Origin of the sequence: Nocardioides sp., from assembly GCF_025965415.1 — a bacterium.
In the GTDB taxonomy this organism is placed as follows: domain Bacteria; phylum Actinomycetota; class Actinomycetes; order Propionibacteriales; family Nocardioidaceae; genus Nocardioides.
Genome location: NZ_JAOPWY010000077.1, coordinates 13,716 through 31,837, shown reverse-complemented (window position 1 = coordinate 31,837; position 18,122 = coordinate 13,716). Strand labels below are relative to the sequence as shown.

The window sequence follows — 18,122 nt, the reverse complement described above, 5'->3', positions numbered from 1 at the left end:
GCCCCTGGAACGTGAGCGACCCCGAGGAGGAAAAGGGCGAGCCGCAGCGACGGGGCGAGGCGCGGCTGCGGTCGCTGGCGCGCCAGGTGGTCGAGGCGGACTTCCCGACGCTCGGCGCGTGCTACGGCGTCGGCACCTTCGGCACGCTGGCCGGCGGCGTGGTCGACCGCACCCACGCCGAGCCGATCGGCCCGATGGCCATCGAGCTGACCGAGGCCGGCCGGGCCGACCATCTCCTCGCCGGGCTGCCGGCGAGGTTCACGGCCCTGCTCGGCCACCAGGAGGCGGTGTCCCGGCTGCCGGACGGCGCCACCCTCCTGGCCTCGTCGGCGACGTGCCCCGTGCAGGCGTTCCGCCTGGGCCGCAACGTCTACGCCACCCAGTTCCACCCCGAGCTCGACGTCGTGGCCCTCTGCGACCGCATCGACGCCTACGGCTCGCACGGCTACTACGAGCCCCACGAGCGCGAGTCGCTCAAGGCGGCTGCGCGCGAGGCGCTGGTCACCGAGCCGGTCCGGCTGCTGGCGCGCTTCGTGGAGCTGCACGCTCGGTGATGCGGTGTAACTCATAGTTACATCCGGCAGCGGGTCGCCTACGCTGGACGGCGTGACCGACCACGTCGAGGTGCTGATCATCGGGGCGGGGCTCTCCGGGATCGGGGCGGCCGCCCACCTCGCCAAGGACCTGCCTGCGACGTCGTACGCCGTGCTGGAGCGCCGCGACGCGAGCGGCGGCACGTGGGACCTCTTCCGCTACCCCGGAGTGCGCTCGGACTCCGACATGCACACCCTCGGCTACCGCTTCCGCCCCTGGCGCGGCGACACCGCCCTCGCCGACGGCGCCTCGATCCTCGACTACCTGCGCGACACCGCCCGCGAGTACGGCGTGGACCGGCACATCCGCTACGGCCACCACGTCACCACGGCCGCCTGGGACTCCGTGACCGCCCGCTGGACCGTGACCTCCGAGGTCGACGGGGAGACCCGCGAGACGACGGCCGACTTCCTCTGGGCGTGCAGCGGCTACTACGACTACGACGAGGGCTTCACGCCGCACTTCGAGGGCCAGGAGCGCTTCGGCGGGCGGCTCGTCCACCCGCAGCACTGGCCCGACGACCTCGACCACGCCGGCAAGCGCGTCGTCGTCATCGGCTCCGGCGCGACGGCCGTGACGCTGGTCCCGGCGCTGGCCGCGGGCGGCGCGGACCACGTGACGATGCTGCAGCGCTCACCGACGTACGTCCTCCCGGTCGCGGGCAAGGACGCCGTGAAGCGCCGGCTCACCGCGCTCGTGGGGGAGCGTCGGTCGTACTCCGTGACGCGCTGGAAGAACATCGCGCTCCAGTCCGCGTTCTACCGGCTCAGCCGTCGGCGGCCGGCCCTGGTGCGCCGGGTGGTCCGCAAGGCCAACGTCGCGATGCTCCCTCCCGGCTATGCGGTGGACACCCACTTCAAGCCGACCTACGACCCGTGGGACCAGCGGATGTGCCTGGTGCCCGACGGCGACCTCTTCAGTGCCATCCGGCACGGCAAGGCCTCCGTGGTCACCGACCGGATCCGCACCTTCACCGAGACCGGCCTCGAGCTCGAGTCGGGGGAGCGGCTCGACGCCGACATCGTGGTGACCGCGACGGGTCTCAACCTGAAGGTCTTCGGCGGTGCCCGGCTGCTGGTCGACGGCGAGGTGGTGGAGCCGCACGAGGCGATGGCCTACCGCGCGATGATGCTGTCGGGGGTGCCCAACTTCGCCTTCACCATCGGCTACACCAACGCGTCCTGGACGCTCAAGGCCGACCTCGTCGCGGAGTACGTCGTCCGGCTGCTGGCCCACCGGCGGCGCACCGGCCGGCGGTCGGTCGTGCCGGTGCGCGACGCGTCGGTGGAGGCCGTGCCGCTGATGGACTTCGACGCGGGCTACGTCCGTCGCGGGGTGCACACGCTCCCGCGGCAGGGCACGGTGGCGCCGTGGGCGCTGAGGCAGAACTACCTGTACGACGCCCGCGCGCTGCGCCGCGCCAGGCTGGACGACGGCGTGCTGCGCTGGTCGTAGGGGCGCAGCAGGTGCACCGGATGGAAGCGCTCCCACTTCCACAGGCGTGAAGCGCGAGCGCCCATTGACACTGTTGTGTGACGCCGGTCATAGTGAGAGCCGGACGAAAGTGGAAGCGCTCTCACACCGCTCACGTCCATCTCCCGGCCGGGCAAGGTGCCTGGCGCTTCAGGACGGCAGGAGTGCAGTGGTGCAGACACCGAACACCGGGCGAGCCAGGCTCGCCTCGAGCGCAGTCATGGCGCTCGCCCTCATGACGACCGCGGCCGCGTGCGGCGGCGGCGACGACTCGGACGGCTCTAGCGCGGACGGGACGACCACGATCACCGTCGCGACGTTCAACGAGTTCGGCTACGAGGACCTCATCGACGAGTGGAACGCAGCCAACGACGACATCAAGATCAAGCAGGTCAAGGTCGGCACCTGGGACGACGCCAAGGCCAACCTCTACACCAAGCTTGCGGCCGGCTCGGGCCTCTCCGACATCGAGGCGATCGAGGGCGACGCGATGCCCGCGATCATGGCCGAGAGCGACGCCTTCGTCGACCTCACCGACCCCGAGCTCGACGGTCGCTGGCTGGACTGGAAGGCCGCTGCCGGCACCAACGCCGACGGCCAGATGATCGGCTACGGCACCGATGTCGGGCCCGAGGGCATCTGCTACCGCGCGGACCTCTTCGCGAAGGCCGGTCTCCCGACCGACCGTGACGAGGTCGCGGCCCTGATGGGCACGTGGGACGACTACTTCGCCACCGGCGACAGGTTCGTCAAGGCGGTGCCGGGCACGGCCTGGTACGACTCCTCCGGGGGTCTCGCGCAGGCGATGCTCAACCAGGTCGCCAACCCCTTCGAGACCGACGACGAGACCGTGGACGTCGACAACCCCGAGCTCGAGGCCGTCTACGCCACGGTCACCGACAACGTGGAGCGCGGCCTGTCCTCGAAGATCCCCCAGTGGAGCGACGACTGGACCGCCCAGTTCCAGGACGACGGCTTCGCCACGATGGCCTGCCCGGGCTGGATGATGGGCATCGTCGAGGGCAACTCCGAGGGCGTCGACGGGTGGGACATCGCCAACGTCTTCCCCGGCGGCGGCGGCAACTGGGGAGGCTCGTTCCTGACGGTCCCCGCCCAGGGTGACCACATCGACGAGGCCAAGGAGGTCGCCGCCTGGCTGACCGCCCCCGAGCAGCAGGCCAAGGCCTTCGCCGCCGTGGGGGCCTTCCCCAGCCAGGTCGAGGCCCAGGACTCCCCCGAGGTCAACCAGGCGGTGAACCCGTTCTTCAACGACGCACCCATCGGCGAGATCACCGCCGAGCGCGCGGCGGCCATCACGGTGCAGCCGTTCAAGGGCCCGAAGTACTCCGACATCCTGGCGGCGTTCCAGGCGGCGATCCTCCGGGTCGACGACGGTTCGCAGGACCCCGACGAGTCCTGGGACCAGTTCATGACCGACGTCGACGCACTGGGCTGACCGGTCCCTCTCCCCACCACGACGGAACGGCGAGACGTGAGCACCCACCTCCCCACCCGGGGTGGCGACACCAAGCAGGTGTCGTCACCCCGGCCGGCCGACGCGAGGAGTCGCGGGCCGCAGCGACCACGAGAGCCGTCGCCGTGGCGCCAGCGCCTCCACCGCCTCGACGTCACGCTCTCGCCGTACCTCTACATCGCCCCGTTCTTCGTCCTGTTCCTCGTCGTCGGCATGTTCCCCCTGGGCTACACCGCCTGGGTGTCGGTCCACGACTGGAGCCTGCTGGGCGGCAAGGGGGAGTTCGTCGGCCTCGACAACTACCGCGAGGTCCTCGACAACCCCTACTTCACCAAGCAGCTGGTCAACACGATCAGCATCTTCCTCGTCTCCTCGATCCCCCAGGTCCTCATCGCCCTCGGGCTCGCCGGGCTGCTCGACAACCAGCTGCGCGCCCGTACGACGTGGCGGATGAGCATCCTGCTGCCGTTCGTGGTCTCCCCGGTGGCGGTCGCGATCATCTTCGGCAGCCTCTACGGCGACCGCTACGGTCTCGTCAACGAGGTCCTGGGCATGGTGGGTGTCGACCCCGTCGCGTGGCACACCAACCGGTTCGCGAGCCACGTCGCGATCGCCACGATGGTCAACTGGCGCTGGACCGGCTACAACGCGCTGATCTTCCTCGCGGCCATGCAGGCGGTGCCGCGTGACCTCTACGAGTCGGCGGCGCTCGACGGGGCGGGGCGCGTACGCCAGTTCCGCTCGATCACGGTGCCGATGATCCGACCCACGATGATCTTCATCATCATCACGTCGACGATCGGCGGGCTGCAGATCTTCGCCGAGCCCCGCCTCTTCGACGACACCACGGCCCGCAACGGTGGCAGCGACCGCCAGTTCGGCACCATCACGATGCTGATCTACGACTTCGGCTGGCAGCTGCGAGACCTCGGGCGCGCGTCGGCCACCGCCTGGCTGCTGTTCGTCGTGATCTGCGTCTTCGCGGTCGTCAACTTCCTGCTCATCCGTCGCGTCGGCGGCATCGGAGGGAGGCGATGAGCCGCCGGTCCGGGTTCCTCGTCTACGGCCTGCTGATCGCGTTCACGCTCGGCTCGGCCGCCCCGCTCTACTGGTCCTTCCTGCTGGGCTCCCAGACCAAGGAGGTGGCGGCGCAGGGCATTCCGCCGCTCATCCCGGGCGGCCACTTCCTCGACAACGCCCAACGCGCGCTCGACTCCATCCCCTTCTGGAAGGCGCTGGTCAACAGCCTGATGGTGTCGACCATCACCGCGTGCTCGGTGGTCTTCTTCTGCACCCTGGCGGGCTACGCCTTCGCCAAGCTGCGCTTCCGGGGCAACGGGCCGCTGATGGTGGTCGTCATCGCGACGATGGCGGTCCCCACCCAGCTCGGCGTGGTCCCGCTGTTCATCCTGATGTCCAACCTGGGCTGGGCGGGCAGCATCTGGTCGGTGGTCATCCCCTGGCTGGTCACCGCGTTCGGGGTCTTCTTCATGCGCCAGTACCTCGTCGACGCCGTGCCGGACGAGCTGATCGAAGCGGCGCGGATGGACGGCTGCTCGCAGATCCGCACCTTCTGGACCGTCGCCGTCCCGGCGGCGCGCCCTGCCGCGGCGATCCTGTGGCTCTTCACCTTCATGCAGGTGTGGACCGACTTCTTCTGGCCGCTGATCGCCCTGCCGCCGGACAACCCCACCATCCAGGTGGCGCTCAACCAGCTCCAGAGCGGGTACTTCAAGGACTTCAGCATGGTCCTCGCCGGGACCACCCTGGCCACCATCCCGCTCCTCGTCCTGTTCGTCGTCGCCGGCCGCCAGCTCGTGGCCGGGATCATGCAAGGAGCCGTCAAGGGATGACCATCCAGCGCACGAACCTCTCGCCCCGGACCGAGCCCGAGCGGAGCGGCGAGGCCCGCTTCTCCGCCGGCTTCGTGTGGGGCATGGCCACCGCGTCCTACCAGATCGAGGGAGCCGTCGCGGAGGACGGACGTACGCCCTCCATCTGGGACACCTTCTCCCGGGTCCCCGGCGCCGTGCTGGCCGGGGACACCGGCGAGGTCGCCTGCGACCACTACCACCGGATGCCGGCCGACGTGGACCTCCTCGCCGATCTCGGCGCCACGTCGTACCGCTTCTCGGTGGCGTGGCCGCGGGTGCGCCCGGACGCCGGCCCGGTCAACCCGGCCGGGCTGGCGTTCTACGACCGGCTCGTCGACGAGCTGCTCGCCCGCGACATCGCCCCGTGGCTGACGCTCTACCACTGGGACCTGCCGCAGGTCCTCGAGGACGCCGGCGGATGGACCAACCGCGACACCGCCTTCCGCTTCGTCGACCACGCCACCGCCGTGCACGACGTGCTGGGCGACCGGGTGCCGACGTGGACGACGCTCAACGAGCCCTTCTGCTCCTCGCTGCTCGGCTATGCGGCCGGCCACCACGCCCCCGGCAGGCAGGAGGGGGCGGCCGGCCTGGTCGCCGCCCACCACCTGCTGCTCGCCCACGGCCTGGCGACCGAGGAGCTGCGCAGCCGCGGCGCCGACCGGTTGGGCCTGAGCCTCAACCTCACCGTGCCTGACCCCAGCGACCAGTCGGACCCGGTCGACGTCGACGCCGCCCGGCGCATCGACGCGCTGCACAACCGGCTCTTCCTCGACCCGGTCCTCCGCGGCTCCTACCCCGCCGACCTGCTCGACGACACCGCCCACCTGACCTGGCAGGGCGCGCCCTGGACCGACGTCGTGCGCGACGGCGACCTGGCGACGATCGCCGCGCCGATCGACGTCCTGGGCGTGAACTACTACCACGGCAACGAGGTCTCGGGTCACCCGCGCACCGACGTCGTCGGCATCGGCAGCGACCAGCCCGAGCGGGTCGCGCTCTCGCCGTTCGTGGGCTCGGAGCACGTCACCTTCCCGAGCCGCGGGCTGCCCGTCACCGACATGGGCTGGGAGATCCAGCCCGGCGGGCTCCACCGCCTGCTGCGCCGGCTGCACGACGACTACCCCCGCCTCCCGATCTACCTCACCGAGACCGGCGCGGCCTTCGCCGACCGGCCCGACGAGCGCGGCGACGTGCACGACCCGGACCGGATCGCCTTCCTCGACGCCTACCTCCGCGCCGTGCACCGCGCGATCGAGGAGGGCGTGGACGTGCGGGGCTTCTTCCAGTGGTCCTTTATGGACAACTTCGAGTGGGCCTTCGGCTACGCCAAGCGGTTCGGCCTCGTCTACGTCGACTACGCCACCCAGGAGCGGATCCCCAAGAGCAGTGCCCGGTGGTACGCCGACCTGGCGCGCACCGGGATCCTGCCCTCGCCCGACCCGACCGGCCGCTAGCGTGGCGCGGGTGACGACACCGCGGACCACCGGCTCGGGTTCGCCGACCCTCGACGAGGTGGCTCGCGTGGCCGGCGTGTCCCGGGCCACGGCCTCCCGCGCCATCAACGGGGGCCAGCGGGTCAGTGCGCGCGCCCAGTCGGCGGTCGACACCGCCGTGCGCTCGCTGGGCTACGTCCCCAACCCGGCGGCCCGCAGCCTGGTCACCCGTCGTACGGACTCGATCGCGGTGGTCGTGCCCGAGCCCGACGACCGCGTGTTCTCCGACCCCTTCTTCGCCGGCACCCTGCGCGGCGTCACGCGCGTCCTCGCGGAGAGCGACATCCAGCTCGTGCTGCTGCTCGCCAGGCCGGGTGCCTCGACCGCCCGCACGCTGCGCTACCTCACCAACCGGCACGTCGACGGCGCCCTCGTCGTCTCCCACCACCGCGACGACCGACTGGCCGAGCACCTCGCCGACCTCGGCCTGCCGTGCGTCTTCGGCGGGCGGCCGTGGACCGGCCACGACCGCGTCGCCTACGTCGACGTCGACAACACCGCTGGCGAGCGCGAGGCCACCGAGGTCCTCGTGGCCCGTGGCTGCACCCGCATCGGCACGATCGCCGGGCCCGCCGACATGACCGCGGCCGCCGACCGCCTGGCCGGCTGGCGGCAGGCGATGGCGGAGGCCGGCCTGCCCACCGGGGCCGTCGAGCACGGCGACTTCACCGAGGCGAGCGGCGAGATCGCCGCGCGGGCCCTCATGGAGCGCCATCGCGACCTCGACGGTCTCGTCGTCGCCTCCGACCTGATGGCCGCCGGCGCGCTGCGCGTCCTGGCCGAGCTGGGCCGCCGGGTGCCCGAGGACATCGCGGTCGTCGGCTACGACGACCTGGGCGTCGCCGAGCGCACCACCCCGCCGCTGACGACGGTGCGGCAGCCGGTGGAGGAGATGGCCGAGCGGGCCACCCGGTTGCTGCTCGAGCGCGTCGACGGGACCGACGGCAGCCGTCCGGTGCGGGTGATCATCCCGCCCACCCTGGTGCGGCGGGCCAGCGCCTGAATCTCGACACGCCCTCGTTCCTCGGGCTGCGCGATCGCCGACGTCGGCGCGGGCTCAGGCGAGCGAGGCGATCAGGTCCTCGACGCGCCGCTTGATCTCGTCGCGGATCGGGCGCACCGCCTCGATGCCCTGACCGGCCGGGTCGTCGAGCTGCCAGTCCTCGTAGCGCGTGCCGGAGTAGAACGGGCAGGCGTCGCCGCAGCCCATCGTGATTACCACGTCGGACTGCTGCACGGCCGAGTCGCTGAGCAGCTTGGGCTGCTGGCCGGCGATGTCGATGCCGACCTCGGCCATCGCCGCGACGGCGGCGGGGTTGACCGAGTCGGCCGGGGCCGAGCCCGCCGAGAGCACCTCGATGCGGTCGCCCGCGAGGTGGCGCAGCCAGCCGGCGGCCATCTGCGAGCGGCCCGCGTTGTGCACGCAGACGAAGAGGACGGTGGGCGACTCAGCCATCGATGGCCTCCGGGGGAGAGGGGGTGGGGTGCAGCAGTCGCAGGACGCCGAGGGCGATCCCGCCGCCGACGAGCTGCATGAGGACGAACATCGGCACCGATGCCGGGCTGATGCCGGCGAAGGAGTCGGACAGCGTGCGGGCGATCGTCACCGCCGGGTTGGCGAAGCTGGTGGACGAGGTGAACCAGTACGCCGCCACGATCCAGCCGGCGACCGCCCAGGCGATCGCGTCCGTGCGGGCGGCGCGGACGCAACCGAAGATCACGAGGACCAGGCCGAGCGTGGCGACGACCTCGCCGACCCAGAGACCGGTGCCGGTGCGGTCGTGCGTCGAGAGGGTGACCGGGTCGAGCTCGAACATCACGTTGGCGAGCACCGCCCCCAGGGCGCCGCCGACCACCTGCGCGACGACGAGGTGGGCCGCGACCCGCGCCGGGAGCACTCGCAAGGCGACCTCGACCAGGGTCACGACCGGGTTGAAGGCCGCGGACACCGGCTGGAGCGACACGATCAGAGCCACGAGGGCGGCGCCGGTGGCCAGGCTGTTGGCGAGCAGCTGCAGGGCGACGTCATCGGTGAGGCGCGTGGCCATCACGCCGGACCCGACCACGGTCGCCACCAGCAGCGCCGTGCCGACCAGCTCGGCGGTGGCGCGCGCCACGAGGCTCGGGGCCACCGTCGCGCTCACGCGCTCACGCGCTCCCGCCGATGAGGGCGGCGATGTCGGAGAGCACCTCGCGGCGTACGGCGTAGTAGACCCAGACGCCGCGCTTGCTGCGGTCGAGCAGGCCGGCGTCGTGCAGCACCTTGAGGTGGTGGCTGATGGTGGGCTGGGAGAGGTCGAAGGCGTCGTTGAGGTCGCAGACGCAGGCCTCGCCGCCCTCGCTGGCGGCGACGATCGACACCAGGCGCAGCCGCACCGGGTCGGCGAGCGCCTTCAGCAGCGGAGCCAGCCGCTCGGCCTGCTCGGCCGAGAGCGGCTCGCGCATCAGCGGCGAGCAGCACGCGGCCGTCTCGACCGGGGTCAGGCTGAGCTGGGACTTCGACACAGATCAATATTGACAGATGTCGATGTCTGGGGCAATGGTGGACATCGACAATCATCAATGTCCATGGAAGGAACCCACCATGTCCCGCCTGCAGCTCGCCCTCAACGTCGACGACCTCGAGACGTCGATCGCCTTCTACTCGACCCTCTTCGGCACGGAGCCGCACAAGGTCCGCCCCGGCTACGCCAACTTCGCGGTCGCCCAGCCGCCACTCAAGCTGGTCCTCATCGAGAACGCCGGCCACGGCGGCAGCATCAACCACCTCGGCGTGGAGGTGGAGGACGTCGACGTCGTCGACTCCGAGCTCAGCCGGCTCGCCGCCGCCGGCTTCGCCACGACCGAGGAGCGCGACACCACCTGCTGCTACGCCAAGCAGGACAAGTTCTGGGTGCAGGGCACCCCGGACGGCGAGCGCTGGGAGATCTACACGATCACCGACGACCTGACCGCGGCGCCCGCCGACGACACCGCGACGAGCGGCGTCGGTGCCGACCAGGTCTGCTGCGCCTGACGCGACGACCTGCGCCTGAGGCCCGACTCACATGGCACGGGATTCACGGGAACACCACCAGTCCCGCTAATGTTGGGTCCACAGACGCCCGGCCGGTCTTGCCCCGGGCGCAGGTCGTCGCTTGATCGCGACACCCTTCCTCGTTCCTGAGGCACGTACGCCGCGCACATATGCGGCTCACGGTGGCGAGACGCCAACCGAAAGCAACTCACATGAACTTCGCCGAACTCGGCGTGCCCTCTTCGCTCGCGCAGATCCTGGCGCAGCAGGGCATCACCACCCCCACGCCCATCCAGGCCGCGACGCTGCCCGACAGCTTCGCCGGCCGCGACGTCCTGGGTCGCGGCAAGACCGGCTCGGGCAAGACGTACGCCTTCCTGCTCCCGCTGGTCGCCCGCCTCGACGCGAGCAAGCTGCCGGCCATGCCGCGCAAGCCGCGCGCGCTGATCATGGCCCCTACGCGTGAGCTCGTCGGCCAGATCCACGCCTCGCTCGCACCGCTGGCCAAGGCCGCCGGCCTCTCGACCGTCGTCATCTACGGCGGCGTGGGCCAGGGCCCGCAGACCACCGCGCTCAAGAAGGGCGTCGACATCGTCATCGCCTGCCCCGGCCGCCTCGAGGACCTCATGGGCCAGGGCTACGCCGACCTCTCCGCCGTCGAGATCACCATCCTCGACGAGGCCGACCACATGGCCGACCTCGGCTTCCTCCCCGGCGTGCGCCGGATCATGGACAAGACGCCCCGCAACGGCCAGCGCATGCTGTTCTCGGCCACGCTGGACAAGGCGATCGACGTCCTGGTCAAGCGCTTCCTCACCAACCCGGCCACCCACGAGGCCGACTCGGCGCAGTCGCCGGTCGGCACGATGCACCACCACGTGCTGCACCTCAGCCGTGAGCAGCGGGTGCCGGTGCTGGTCGACCTGACCAGCGCCCCCGGCCGCACGGTGGTCTTCACGCGCACCAAGCACGGCGCCAAGGCGCTGACCCGCCAGCTCAACAAGTCGGGCGTCCCGACCGTCGAGCTGCACGGCAACCTCTCCCAGAACGCCCGCACCCGCAACATGGCGGCGTTCCACGCCGGCGAGGCGAGCACGCTCGTCGCCACCGACATCGCCGCCCGCGGCATCCACGTCGACGACGTCGCGCTCGTCGTCCACGCCGACCCGCCGGTCGAGCACAAGGCCTACCTGCACCGCTCGGGCCGTACGGCGCGCGCCGGTGCCGAGGGCACCGTCATCACCCTCATGACCGACGAGCAGCAGCGCGACGTGCGCGACCTGACGCGTCTGGCCGGCATCAAGCCGACCACCACCAAGGTCAACGGCCCCGGCCACCCGATGCTCGCCCAGCTCGCACCGGGTGAGCGGACACTCGTCCCCGGCGGTCTCGTCGTCGACGTCCCGGTCTCCACCGGTGGCGGCCGCTCGACGGGTGGCAACGCCCAGCGCAAGCGGGCCCGCAAGACCGGCCAGACCAACGGCCAGTCGCGTCGGGGCAACCCGACCAGCTACACCAGCGAGAGCCCCGGCAGCGGCTCCTCCACCGGTGGCGGCCAGCGTCGTCGCTCCGGCGGCGGCCAGGGCGGCGGTCAGGGCGGCGGTCAAGGCGGCGGCAACCGTCGTCGCAGTGGCGGCGGCCAGTCCGCCGGCACCTCGGCCGGCGGCCGCGCGCACAGCGCGTCGTCGTTCAGCCGCGGTCGCTGACCCCTCGCCCCAGTCGTTCCTTGCCCTTGAGTCTCCTGGAGACTCAGGGGCAAGGTCGTTCCCGGGGTGCGGCGTCCGTCCCCGTCGCAACCACCGGCCACCCGGTGGTTCGCGAGGTTCCCGCCCGCTGCAACGATCGGGAAGCGCGCGGAAAGGACTGGCGGAATGCCCGGCGCCGGGCATTCGTTCACCCTTCAACTACACGGAGGAGCCGTCATGCCTGACTTCGACCACGCGGTGCTCGGCACCCGCGAGCGCCCCACGCTCGGCCTGGACACCTTCGGGGACGCGCCCCTCGACGGCGCCCCCGGCAACCACGCCGAGACCCTGCGCGAGGTCGTCGCCGAGGCGGTGCTGGCCGACCGCGTCGGCGTCGACTACATCGGCCTGGGCGAGCACCACCGCCCCGACTACGCCATCTCCGCGCCCGACGTCGTGCTCGCCGCGATCGCCGGCCAGACCGGGCGGATCCGGCTCGGCACCGGCGTCACGGTGCTCTCCTCCGACGACCCGATCCGGGTCTACCAGCGTTTTGCGACCCTCGACGCCGTCTCGGGCGGGCGGGCGGAGGTGCAGCTCGGTCGCGGGTCCTTCATCGAGTCGTTCGGGCTCTTCGGCCTGGACCTCGGCGACTACGACCGACTCTTCGCGGAGAAGCTCGACCTCTTCGCCGCGCTGCAGCACGAGCAGCCGGTGACGTGGGAGGGGAGCATCCGCCCGCCGCTCGTGGACCAGCAGGTCTACCCGACCACGGCCGCCGGCAAGGTCCCCGCGTGGATCGGCGTCGGCGGCACGCCCCAGTCCGTCGTCCGTGCCGCGCGCTACGGCATGCCGCTGATGCTCGCCGTCATCGGCGGCTCGCCGGCGGCGTTCGTCCAGCTCGCCGACCTCTACCGCGACGCGCTCGGCCAGCTCGAGCTCCCGGAGCTCCCGATCGGCATGCACTCTCCCGGCCACGTCGCCGCGACCGACGACGAGGCGCGCGAGCAGCTCTACCCGCACCAGGCCGAGCTGGTGACCCGCCTCGGGCGCGAGCGCGGGTGGGGGCCCTACAGCCGGATCGCCTTCGAGCAGTCCGCCGGCCCCCAGGGAGCGCTCTTCGTCGGGTCGCCCGAGACGGTGGCCCAGAAGATCGCCTGGGCGGCGCGCACGCTGGGCCTCTCGCGCTTCCAGATGAAGTACTCCGTCGGCGCACTTCCGCACGAGCAGAGGCTCGAGTCGATCCGTCTCTACGGCGAGGAAGTCATCCCGCGAGTCCGCGAGCTCATGGCCGCCTCCTAGGCTCAGCTGCATGCGCACCTTCATCCAGAGGTCGTTGTGGGACGTGGTCCCGCGCAACCAGCGCGACAGCGACACGGCCTTCCGGCGCCGGCAGCTGGTCGCGGCCGTGGTCGTGCTGGTGGGTGCCGGCGTGCTCGGGTGGTCGCTGCGCCTCGAGCCGGGCGGCAACACGTTCTACGTCGCGGCGATCGTGCTGGCGGGCGTCTGGGCGGCCGGTGCGTTCTTGTCGGGCCGGTTGCACCTCGGCCGGATGGCGCGCGGGAGCGAGGTCCTCGTCCGTCCGATCCTCGCGCCGATCATGCTCGGTCTGCTGCTCGTCGGGGTCTTCGTCCTCGGGTCGCTGGTCGTCCGCGAGATCGATCCGCTCGCGGCCTACGTCAGCTCGGTCCTGGAGTACGCCGACCAGGGCTCGCTGACGCTGCTGGCGGTCATCACGTTCTGCAACGGCATCGCCGAGGAGCTCTTCTTCCGTGGCGCGATGTATGCCGCGATCCCCAGGCACCCCGTCGCCTGGACGACCCTGGCGTACGTCGTCGCCACGCTCGCCACGGGCAACGTGATGCTCGGCTTCGCCGCCATCCTGCTCGGCGCGGTCTGCGGCCTGGAGCGACGCGCGAGCGGCGGTGTGCTGGCGCCGATCCTGACCCACATCACCTGGTCGCTGTCGATGCTCTTCCTGCTGCCGCTGCTGTTCTCCTGAGCAGACCCGCTCAGGCTCCCGAGGCCGCCCGCTCGTCGAGCGCGCGTCGCACGGCCTCGCCGTAGGTGAGCGGCTCGCCGGGCACGACCTCGCGGATCGAGGTGTCCTTGACGACGACCTCGGTCGACATCGAGTCGATGAGGTTGCGTCCCGTGGTCACGTCGACGTCGGTGACCAGTGCGAGCCAGCGCGACGACAGGCCCGGTGTGAGCAGCGGGACGACGACGATCGGGATCGAGTGGCCGTTCATGGCCATGGCGACGCGCTGCAGCATCTCGCGGTAGGTCAGCTGCTCCGGGCCGCCGATCTCGAAGACCCGGCCGAGCGCCTCGTCCTGGTCGACGACGCCGGCGAGGTAGCGCACGACGTCGTCGATGGCGATCGGTTGCGTGCGGGTGCCGACCCACCTGGGCACCACCATCGCGGGCAGGTTCTTGACCAGCTGGCGGGTGAGCTCCCAGGAGATGCCGCCGTGACCGACGACGATCGCGGCCCGCAGCACCGTCACAGGCACCCCGTCGGTGCCCAGCAGTCCCTCGACCTCGCGCCGCGAGCGCAGGTGGGCCGAGAGGTCGTGGCCGTCGTCGCCGAGGCCGCCCATGTAGACGATCTGGCGCACGCCGGCCGCGGCGGCCGCGGCGCTGAAGTTGCGCGCGGCGTCGGCGTCCTTGCGCTCGAAGTCGGGGTCGTCGAGGGAGTGGACCAGGTAGATCGCGACGTCGACGCCCTCGAGCGCGGGCTTCAGCGAGTCGGGGTCGGAGACGTCGGCCCCGACCGCCTCACCCGGACCGTCGTAGTCGTCGGGACGTCGGGTCATGGCGCGGACGTCGTGGCCGGCCTCGAGGAGGGCGGGGACCAGGCGACGACCGATGAAGCCGGTGGCGCCGGTGACGAGAACGGTGCTCATGCGGGGTCCCTGCGACGTTGTTCGGGGGAGCGCAGCGGAGGAGAGGAACGTCGTGGGGTGCTCATGCCCTCACTCTGTCAGCAGGACCAGAGCGCCCACCTCATCCTTGCGAGGAGGGGGCCTTCCGGCGCGCGTCGAGGCGCGACATCGCGGGCGTCGCCGTGGCGCCGTGCAGCAGCACCGAGACGACGACGGTGAAGGCGACCGTCGACCACAGCCACGGCTCCTCGGGCAGGTGCTCGTGGCTGGCGGCGTAGCCGAGGTAGAACAGCGAGCCGACGCCGCGGACGCCGAAGAACGCCACCGCCACGCGCTCGCCGCGGTCGAGCCCGCCGTCGCGGTCCTCGTCGCGCCAGCGCACCGCCAGGGCGGCGTACCCGGCCAGGGGACGTACGACGAGCACGAGCGCGAGCGCGACCACGACACCTCGCCAGTCCAGGTCGGCCAGCAGGCCCTGCGTCATCGCCATGCCGAGGACCAGCAGGACCATCAGCGTCATCAGCCGCTCGAGGCGCTCGACCACCCCGTGCATCGCGCGCTGGTAGGAGTGGCCGCGCGCCGAGGAGCGCAACCGCATGGCGCAGGCGAAGACCGCCAGGAAGCCGTAGCCGCCGACCAGCTCCGCGGCGCCGTACGCCGCCAGCAGCGCGGCCAGCGCGAGCAGGGGTTCGCCGTGGTCGGCCAGCCGGAGCGTGTCGGTGCGGGCGTGGAAGGCCTGTCGGCCGAGCAGCCAGCCGGCGATGAGGCCGACCACGATGCCGAGCGCGATCTTGCCGACGACGTACCAGCCCACCCAGGCACCGGCATCGATCGCGGTGAAGCCGCCGGCCAGCAGCAGGAGCGCGAGGTGCACGAACGGGAAGGCCAGGCCGTCGTTGAGCCCGGCCTCGGCGGTCAGGGAGAACCGGATGTCGTCGTCCTCCTCCGGCCGGTCCTCCTTCGCGGGGTCGTCGATGTCGTCGGTCAGGGGCTCGCCGACCTGGACGTCGGAGGCGAGCACGGGGTCGGTCGGCGCGAGGACGGCGCCGAGCAGCAGGGCCACCGCCGGGGTCAGCCCGGCCACCCACCAGCCGAGGAGCGCCGTGCCCAGGATCGTCAGCGGCATGGCCAGCAGGAGCAGGCGCCACACCGGCGACCAGGTGCGCCATGACGTCCACGACCTCAGGTCCAGGGTGCGGTCGATGGCGAGGCCGACGCCCATCAGCGACACCAGCACGGTGAACTCGGTGCCGTGCGTGACGAGGGCGGGGTGGTCCATCGGGTCGAGGCTCACCTCCTCGGCGAGCGGCAGCAGGCCGATGAGCATGCCGACGGCGACCAGCACCATCGGCGGCGACACGGCGATGCGGCGGGTGACCTGCGGCAGCACGGTCGCGAGGAGCAGGGACAGCCCGAGGAGGAAGTAGACCGCGGGCCCGGTCATCGGAGCCGCGGCGCGGGAAGGATCTGGACGGGCTTCACGGGCCCAGCCTCTCAGCGCAGCGGTTGACGCGTCGTGCGGAGACCACCCCGACGGGCAGGGTCAGCGCGGCAACCTGTTGTCGTACGCCGCCGAGCTCTGGTCGATCGCCTGCTCGTAGGCGGTCACCAGCCCGGCGATCGTCAGCGGCTTGAGGCGGTGGACGAACTCGCGCAGCTGCTCGGCTGTGCCGCCGCGCTCGCGGAACTGCGGCCACACCATGGTGCGCACGATCTCGGAGAGCTCGTCGGCGACCTGCCGTCCGTGGGCGGCGTACACCTCGGCGACGGCCTCGGCGGCCTCCGGAGAGATGCCGAGTCCGGACAGGCCCCCCGTCACGTCGACGTCGCGCTCGCCGGTCACCGGCGCCAGCATCGACAGGTGCAGCGCGATGTCGGAGGGGGTGGCCGTCGCGGGGATGGCGTCGACGTACCTCTCGATCGCCGACAGCGTGAAGCCGTGCCCCTGCAGCTCGCGCACCAGCTCCAGCCGCGCGACGTGGTCGGGGCCGTAGTAGCCCGAGCGGCCGCGCCGGACGGGCGGGGGGACCAGGCCACGCGAGGCGTAGAAGCGGACGTTGCGCGCGCTCACCCCGGTGCGCTCGGTCAGCTCGTCCAGGGTCAGCAGCTCGGTGTCCGGCTCGGACTCCAGCTCGGACTCCGGCTCGGTCTCCGGTTCGGTCGTCACGGGCCCATCCTCTCCTCGGATGCCGTTCGGCTGAGGTGACGCCGAACACACCTGTTGGACTGTGACAGTAATGGTGTCACAATCGCAGGCATGGCAGAAGCATTCGTCTACGACCACATCCGCACTCCGCGCGGCCGCGGCAAGGCCGTCGGTTCGCTCCACGAGGTCAAGCCCGTGGACCTGGTCGTCGGACTCCTTGACGAGCTCAAGACCCGCAATCCCGACCTGGACCCGTCGCGTGTCGACGACGTGGTGCTGGGCGTGGTGACCCCCATCGGCGACCAGGGCGGCGACATCGCCAAGACCGCCGCCCTCAAGGCCGGCTATCCCGAGACCGTGGCCGGCGTGCAGCTCAACCGCTTCTGCGCCTCGGGCCTCGAGGCCGTCAACCAGGCCGCGCAGCGCGTGCGCTCGGGCTTCGAGGACCTCATCATCGCCGGCGGCGTGGAGTCGATGTCGCGCGTGCCGATGGGCAGCGACGGCGGCGCCTGGGCGATGGACCCGGCCACCGCGCTCCAGACCGGCTTCGTGCCGCAGGGCATCGGCGCCGACCTGATCGCCACGATCGAGGGCTGGAACCGCCAGGACGTCGACGCCTACGCCGCCGAGTCCCACCACCGCGCCGCGAAGGCGTGGGCCAACGGCTACTTCGACGGCGCGGTCGTCCCGGTCAAGGACCTCAGCGGCGTCACCGTGCTCGACCGTGACGAGACCGTGCGGCCCGACACCTCGGTCGAGGGCCTCGCCGGCCTCAAGCCGTCGTTCGCCGGGATCGGCAAGGACGCGGGCTTCGACGACGTGGCGCTGGAGAAGTACCACTGGATCCCCGCGATCGACCACGTCCACCACGCAGGCAACTCCTCGGGCATCGTCGACGGTGCCGCGCTGATGGCGATCGGCACCGAGGAGGTCGGCGCCTCGCTCGGCCTGACGCCGCGCGCGCGCATCATCTCGACCGCCGTCTCCGGCGCCGACCCGACGATCATGCTCACCGGTCCGGCCCCGGCCGCCCGCAAGGCGCTGGCGCGCGCCGGCCTCGAGGTCGACGACATCGACCTGTGGGAGATCAACGAGGCCTTCGCCGCCGTCGCGATGCGTTTCATGCGCGACATGGGGATCACCCACGACGTCACCAACGTCAACGGGGGTGCCATCGCGATGGGCCACCCGCTCGGCGCCACCGGCGCGATGATCCTCGGCACCCTCGTCGACGAGCTCGCCCGCCGCGACCTCAAGCGCGGCCTCGCCACGCTCTGCGTCGGCGGCGGGATGGGGATTGCGACGATCGTCGAGCTCGTCTAGGCGCGGAGCGCCTGACGAGCGCCGACGATCTTCGCAATCCATCGGTGGTTGAGCAAGCGGCACGGGTGAGCCTGCGAAGCCGTGACCCGCGTGTCGAAACCCGACCAATGGACACGCATCCCCAACTTCAGAGCCCCTTGGTTTCGACACGGC

18 protein-coding genes are annotated in these 18,122 nt (G+C 71.6%); 12 read left to right on the top strand and 6 right to left on the bottom strand.

The window, feature by feature from the left end; all coding sequences use genetic code 11:
• The 7 genes from JWN97_RS08235 to JWN97_RS08205 form a co-directional block, all read left to right on the top strand.
• Positions 1–554 (top strand): glutamine amidotransferase (locus JWN97_RS08235; RefSeq protein ID WP_297621196.1); only part of this gene is annotated, 554 nt, incomplete at its 5' end.
• A 52-nt stretch (positions 555–606) separates the two neighbouring features.
• Positions 607–2,049, top strand: a complete 1,443-nt coding sequence (locus JWN97_RS08230) for an NAD(P)/FAD-dependent oxidoreductase (protein ID WP_297621194.1) — start codon at positions 607–609, stop codon at positions 2,047–2,049.
• A gap of 190 nt (positions 2,050–2,239) precedes the next feature.
• Complete coding sequence (locus JWN97_RS08225) at positions 2,240–3,523, top strand: extracellular solute-binding protein (RefSeq protein ID WP_297621192.1); 1,284 nt, start codon at positions 2,240–2,242, stop codon at positions 3,521–3,523.
• A 36-nt stretch (positions 3,524–3,559) separates the two neighbouring features.
• Positions 3,560–4,579, top strand: a complete 1,020-nt coding sequence (locus tag JWN97_RS08220) for a sugar ABC transporter permease (protein WP_297621190.1) — start codon at positions 3,560–3,562, stop codon at positions 4,577–4,579.
• The gene (locus JWN97_RS08215; protein WP_297621188.1) at positions 4,576–5,394 is read left to right on the top strand and encodes a carbohydrate ABC transporter permease; all 819 of its coding nucleotides are present in this window, start codon (positions 4,576–4,578) and stop codon (positions 5,392–5,394) included. The genes JWN97_RS08220 and JWN97_RS08215 overlap by 4 nt, the downstream gene beginning before the upstream one ends.
• The gene (locus JWN97_RS08210; protein WP_297621186.1) at positions 5,391–6,872 is read left to right on the top strand and encodes a GH1 family beta-glucosidase; all 1,482 of its coding nucleotides are present in this window, start codon (positions 5,391–5,393) and stop codon (positions 6,870–6,872) included. Before JWN97_RS08215 ends, JWN97_RS08210 begins: the two co-directional genes overlap by 4 nt.
• A gap of 10 nt (positions 6,873–6,882) precedes the next feature.
• Positions 6,883–7,914 carry a LacI family DNA-binding transcriptional regulator gene (locus JWN97_RS08205; RefSeq protein ID WP_297621184.1) on the top strand — a complete coding sequence of 344 codons (1,032 nt, stop codon included), beginning with the start codon at positions 6,883–6,885 and terminating at the stop codon, positions 7,912–7,914.
• Between the two features lie 54 nt (positions 7,915–7,968).
• On the opposite strand, the gene JWN97_RS08200 is transcribed toward JWN97_RS08205, so the two are convergent.
• The 3 genes from JWN97_RS08200 to JWN97_RS08190 are packed head-to-tail and all read right to left on the bottom strand — an operon-like array spanning position 7,969 to position 9,416.
• Entirely contained in the window at positions 7,969–8,367 is a 399-nt protein-coding gene (locus JWN97_RS08200) for an arsenate reductase ArsC (RefSeq protein WP_297621182.1), read from the bottom strand.
• The gene (locus tag JWN97_RS08195; protein WP_297621180.1) at positions 8,360–9,055 is read right to left on the bottom strand and encodes an aquaporin; all 696 of its coding nucleotides are present in this window, start codon (positions 9,053–9,055) and stop codon (positions 8,360–8,362) included. The genes JWN97_RS08200 and JWN97_RS08195 overlap by 8 nt, the downstream gene beginning before the upstream one ends.
• Before the next feature lie 4 nt (positions 9,056–9,059).
• The gene (locus tag JWN97_RS08190) at positions 9,060–9,416 is read right to left on the bottom strand and encodes a metalloregulator ArsR/SmtB family transcription factor (RefSeq protein ID WP_363321266.1); all 357 of its coding nucleotides are present in this window, start codon (positions 9,414–9,416) and stop codon (positions 9,060–9,062) included.
• Between the two features lie 79 nt (positions 9,417–9,495).
• Between JWN97_RS08190 and JWN97_RS08185 the strand changes: the two genes are divergently transcribed.
• From JWN97_RS08185 to JWN97_RS08170, 4 genes are all read left to right on the top strand, one after another.
• Positions 9,496–9,927: an ArsI/CadI family heavy metal resistance metalloenzyme gene (locus JWN97_RS08185; RefSeq protein ID WP_297621178.1), complete on the top strand. Its 432-nt coding sequence runs from the start codon at positions 9,496–9,498 to the stop codon at positions 9,925–9,927.
• 212 nt (positions 9,928–10,139) lie between these two features.
• On the top strand, positions 10,140–11,633 hold the full coding sequence (locus JWN97_RS08180) for a DEAD/DEAH box helicase (protein ID WP_297621176.1): 1,494 nt from the start codon (positions 10,140–10,142) through the stop codon (positions 11,631–11,633).
• 216 nt (positions 11,634–11,849) lie between these two features.
• Positions 11,850–12,914, top strand: coding sequence for an LLM class flavin-dependent oxidoreductase (locus JWN97_RS08175; protein ID WP_297621174.1), 1,065 nt, complete (start codon positions 11,850–11,852; stop codon positions 12,912–12,914).
• Positions 12,915–12,924: 10 nt separating this feature from the next.
• Positions 12,925–13,614 (top strand): CPBP family intramembrane glutamic endopeptidase, encoded by a 690-nt coding sequence (locus tag JWN97_RS08170; protein ID WP_297621172.1) that lies wholly within the window; start codon positions 12,925–12,927, stop codon positions 13,612–13,614.
• A 10-nt stretch (positions 13,615–13,624) separates the two neighbouring features.
• Here JWN97_RS08170 and JWN97_RS08165 read toward each other — a convergent pair whose 3' ends face one another.
• The 3 genes from JWN97_RS08165 to JWN97_RS08155 all read right to left on the bottom strand — a co-directional run bounded on the left by JWN97_RS08165 (position 13,625) and on the right by JWN97_RS08155 (position 16,667).
• Positions 13,625–14,521, bottom strand: coding sequence for an NAD(P)H-binding protein (locus JWN97_RS08165; RefSeq protein ID WP_297621170.1), 897 nt, complete (start codon positions 14,519–14,521; stop codon positions 13,625–13,627).
• A 100-nt stretch (positions 14,522–14,621) separates the two neighbouring features.
• Complete coding sequence (locus JWN97_RS08160) at positions 14,622–15,944, bottom strand: cation:proton antiporter (RefSeq protein WP_297621169.1); 1,323 nt, start codon at positions 15,942–15,944, stop codon at positions 14,622–14,624.
• A 99-nt stretch (positions 15,945–16,043) separates the two neighbouring features.
• Positions 16,044–16,667, bottom strand: a complete 624-nt coding sequence (locus JWN97_RS08155; RefSeq protein ID WP_297621167.1) for a helix-turn-helix domain-containing protein — start codon at positions 16,665–16,667, stop codon at positions 16,044–16,046.
• Positions 16,668–16,757: 90 nt separating this feature from the next.
• On the opposite strand from JWN97_RS08155, the gene JWN97_RS08150 reads away from it, so the two are divergent.
• Entirely contained in the window at positions 16,758–17,969 is a 1,212-nt protein-coding gene (locus JWN97_RS08150; protein ID WP_297621165.1) for an acetyl-CoA C-acetyltransferase, read from the top strand.
• The last annotated feature ends 153 nt before the right edge of the window (positions 17,970–18,122 follow it).